The sequence below is a fragment of the Candidatus Clostridium stratigraminis genome, assembly GCF_045310675.1.
Classification (GTDB): domain Bacteria; phylum Bacillota; class Clostridia; order Clostridiales; family Clostridiaceae; genus Clostridium_AT; species Clostridium_AT stratigraminis.
Map to the genome: position 1 here is coordinate 1 of NZ_JBJHZZ010000034.1, position 2,874 is coordinate 2,874.

The 2,874-nt window shown below is 33.7% G+C and carries 3 protein-coding genes; all 3 read left to right on the forward strand.

The genetic code is table 11. From position 1 onward, the window contains the following. The first annotated feature begins 118 nt into the window (after nucleotides 1-118). The 3 genes from istA to ACJDUG_RS17680 are packed head-to-tail and all read left to right on the forward strand — an operon-like array spanning nucleotide 119 to nucleotide 2,817. A complete protein-coding gene (gene istA / locus ACJDUG_RS17670) occupies nucleotides 119-1,627 on the forward strand; it encodes an IS21 family transposase (protein WP_406771187.1) in 1,509 nt (502 codons plus the stop codon). Then, entirely contained in the window at nucleotides 1,617-2,375 is a 759-nt protein-coding gene (gene istB / locus ACJDUG_RS17675) for an IS21-like element helper ATPase IstB (RefSeq protein ID WP_406771188.1), read from the forward strand. The genes istA and istB overlap by 11 nt, the downstream gene beginning before the upstream one ends. Before the next feature lies 1 nt (nucleotide 2,376). Continuing rightward, entirely contained in the window at nucleotides 2,377-2,817 is a 441-nt protein-coding gene (locus ACJDUG_RS17680) for a hypothetical protein (protein ID WP_406771189.1), read from the forward strand. Nucleotides 2,818-2,874: the final 57 nt, after the last annotated feature.

Below are 2,874 nucleotides of genomic sequence, written 5' to 3' on the forward strand. Positions count from 1 at the left end.
TTGTTGATTTACAATTAATATTGACCCCTCTTTTACATTGAAAATTGACCCCTCCACTTTAAAATATTATCCTTTATGTGTAGCTTAAATGTTATGCGTAAGGGGGAATAAAACGAAGGTGAAGGACTTGAGAGACTGGCACACGGTTAAAAATATGTACAATAAGGGGGTACCAATTAAGCAGATAGCTAGAGAATTAAAAATGTCCAAAAACACAGTTAAGAGTTTAATAAAGAAGGAGGAGGAACCAAAATATACTAGAAAGATTCGGTTGTCTAAAGTAGATGAATACAAGGATGACATTAGAAGATGGTACCTAGAAAAGGAATATTCGTTTAATGGTACAAGAATTTATAACGAATTACTCAAGCTAGGCTATAAAGGTGGAATCAATCCAGTATATAGATTTCTAGAAACGTTAAATGACGAGAGGATAATGATAAGCAAGAAAGCTTCTCAGAGATTTGAGACTCCGCCAGGAGACCAGGCGCAATTTGATTGGGGAGAATATGAAGTTTATATTGGCTTAAAAAGAACTAAAATATATTGCTTTACAATGGTTTTATCCTACTCCAGGAAGAAGGCAGCTGTCTGCTCACTATCCGTGAATGCGGCAGCAATATATGAGGCTATACAAGATCTATTTATTGAGCTTGGAGGTGTAACAAAGGAACTGCTAATAGATAATCCTAAGGCACTGGTTCTAAGCCATAAAAAAGGAGAAGAAGTTGTCTTCAATGATGGTGCTTTAAAACTGGTTACATATCTAAAAACTGAATTAAATGCATGTCTCCCACTAAGACCTAGAACTAAAGGCAAGATAGAAAAACCAAATCAATATATTGAGGAACAGTTCATTAAGGGTGGTAGTTTTAACAACATAGAAGATCTTAATTTTGAGATTAAACATTTCATGAGAAACTGGAACACGAAGACTCATGGGACAACCCGTAGGGTTCCGGACGAGATGTTTGAAGAAGAAAAGATTCTATTAACAAGTCTAAGAGAAAAACTAATTATGGAGTCTGATTTAGATGTCAGAACTGTTAGCACAGACTCTTTTGTTATGGTGGATACTAACAGGTATAGCGTGCCTGTTAAGTATGTTGATAAGAAGGTAAAAGTTAGAACAGTGTACGGCTATAGATTAGAAATATTAGATTTAGATTTGTCATTAATTAAGAGCTACCCCTTGCTTGAGGGAAAATATACTAAGCGTGAGGATCCTGCGGATTATGCTGCAATTTCTTCTAGTATTCCTAGGTCTATTCCGGAGATAAGACGTGTTTTCGAGAATACATTTAAACACGGAAGTAAGTTCTACGAACTAGCATTAAAAGTAACTAAACAAGCTCACTTTCATGCTAGAGAATTTTTGAAATTAAAGGATTTGTATAGCGTCGAAGACCTTGATATTATTCTTAATCATTGTGTAGAAAATAATATTCTAATAATCGATAATATAAAGTCTGTAATTAAAGAAAAATACTTGGAACTGATAATTGAGCATGATAAAACCCAGCTATCGCTGCAAAAGAAGAGTGCTAATAAGCATACTTTGAAAAATGAAAAAGAACTTGTAAGAGACCTTTCTTACTATGGTAAAGGAGATAATCATGACAGCTAAACCTAGCGATTTAAATCTTCAGATAAGAAGTCTGTTAAAGCAGTTTAAGCTTCCTGATATCTACGAAAAATATGATCAAGAAGTACAAACTGCAATAGATAAAAATATAGGATACAGAGAATTTTTGCACAGACTACTTAAAATAGAAGAGGAAGGTAAGAAAAGAAGACTATCTGAAAGGAACATCAAAAAAGCCTGTTTTGACAGGATCAAGAGCATTGAAGACTTTGACTTTAATTTTCCAGATAGTATAAATAGAACAAAGATACTTGATTTAGCTACATTAAGCTTTATGGAGAAGAATGAAAACTTAGTGTTTATTGGGCCGCCAGGCGTTGGAAAGAGCCATTTAGCAGTTGCAATTGGCTTAAAAGCTTGTGAAAAAGGCAAATCAGTATTGTTTGTAAATGCTATCGAACTAGTTGATGACTTATACGATGCAATCCAAGCTGGAACATTAAAACAAAAATTTGTTAAGTTATCAAAAATAGACTTGATAATAATAGACGATATTGGTTATTTAAAAATGGATAAAGAAAAAGAGAGCATATTTTTTCAATTAATCCGGCAAAGATATGAAAAAAACTCTCTCATAGTGACAACAAACCTACCTTTTAACAGATGGGATGAGATATTTACCAGCGAGCTAGCGGCTAGTGCCGTGCTTGATAGGTTATTACATCATTCCCATGTAATTAGTATAACAGGCGACAGCTATAGAGTAAATAGGCATATTAAGGAGGATTAAATTGGAAGAAGCTATAGAAATAGATTATGAAGAATTTATAAATACATATAACAAGAAAGGCAGAAAAGAAGCACTAACGCTAGCTAGAGACAAGTATAATCTTAGTTTTCAACAGATGAGACGAAGACTCAGTAATAAGTCAGATTATTATTTTGATTCAAAAGTAAGGCAATACAAGCACAAAGGCGAAGCCAGTATTGAAAGCAATTTTATGTCTATAGATGAATTAGATTGCTATAAAAGTAATGAAAATTCCCTTAAAGACTCAATGCCCCTTTCGGGGCTTAGTCTCACTCAAAGTTTTGATGACCTTCTTAAGGATCTCATCAAAGATAGACTAATGGAGCTTAATAAATATGTATCCATTAATCTTCAAGAAAGGCGATTGATAATTAATACTAAGAACTTAAAGCGCGATTGTTTTGAACTGATTGAAATTTAACCCGTAGGGGGTCAAATTTAAACGCAAAAAGGGGTCAATTTTACTTGACAATCTACA